The following is a 674-nucleotide window of genomic DNA, read 5'->3' as shown; positions in this document are numbered from 1 at the left end:
GCCTGGGGGCGGGCATGGAAGTGAGAGGGTTACCTGTTGATTGCCACGCGATGGAAGACGCCGCTGTTGCTCGGCGCCGTCATTTCACCCCTGTTTTTGGCTGCCTGCAGCCAGACCACGTCACACGGCATGTCCGTCGCCAGCCTGACCGACGCCATCACGCCGGGTTTCCTGAGCTCACGGGCCTACAGCCATACGCCGAAGGACAAGGAATGCCTGGAACGGGCGATGTTCTTCGAGTCCAACCGCTCGAGCCGCGACGGCATGATCGCGGTCGGCACGGTGGTGATGAACCGGCTGCGCTCCGGCAAGCACGGCAGCACCATCTGCCAGGTGGTGGGCGAGCGTGGGCAGTTCGCCCCCGGCGTCATGACAAGGCCGATGAATTCACGCGCAATGCCCGATGTCGAAGAGGCTGCCGAGGCGGTGCTCAAGGGTGAGCGCAAGGCCAAGCTCAAGAACACCATGTTCTTCCACACCGCCGGCTTACGCTTCCCCTACAAGAACATGCACTACACCATGGTTGCCGGCGGCAATGCCTTCTATGAGAAGCGCGGCCGCAACTGGCAGCCGCTGCCGGACGAGCCGCAGGTCGCCATTGCCTCGGCGGCGCCGCAGAAGCCAGCGGAGCCGGTGACGATGGTCGCGTCCGCCGAGGCAATGGCGACCTGCGG

The 674-nt window shown here is 65.0% G+C and carries 1 protein-coding gene; it reads left to right on the top strand.

Features of this window, described 5'->3' with window-relative positions; translation table 11 throughout:
• Positions 1–36: 36 nt before the first annotated feature.
• Positions 37–674, top strand: a 638-nt coding sequence (locus EN964_RS36345) for a cell wall hydrolase (RefSeq protein ID WP_164776566.1), incomplete at its 3' end; no start/stop codon positions are given.

This window comes from Mesorhizobium sp. M7A.F.Ca.CA.001.10.2.1 (genome assembly GCF_003998575.1).
Classification (GTDB): domain Bacteria; phylum Pseudomonadota; class Alphaproteobacteria; order Rhizobiales; family Rhizobiaceae; genus Mesorhizobium.
Note: the sequence above shows the minus strand (reverse complement) of the source record. Positions and strands in the feature narration are given on the sequence as shown.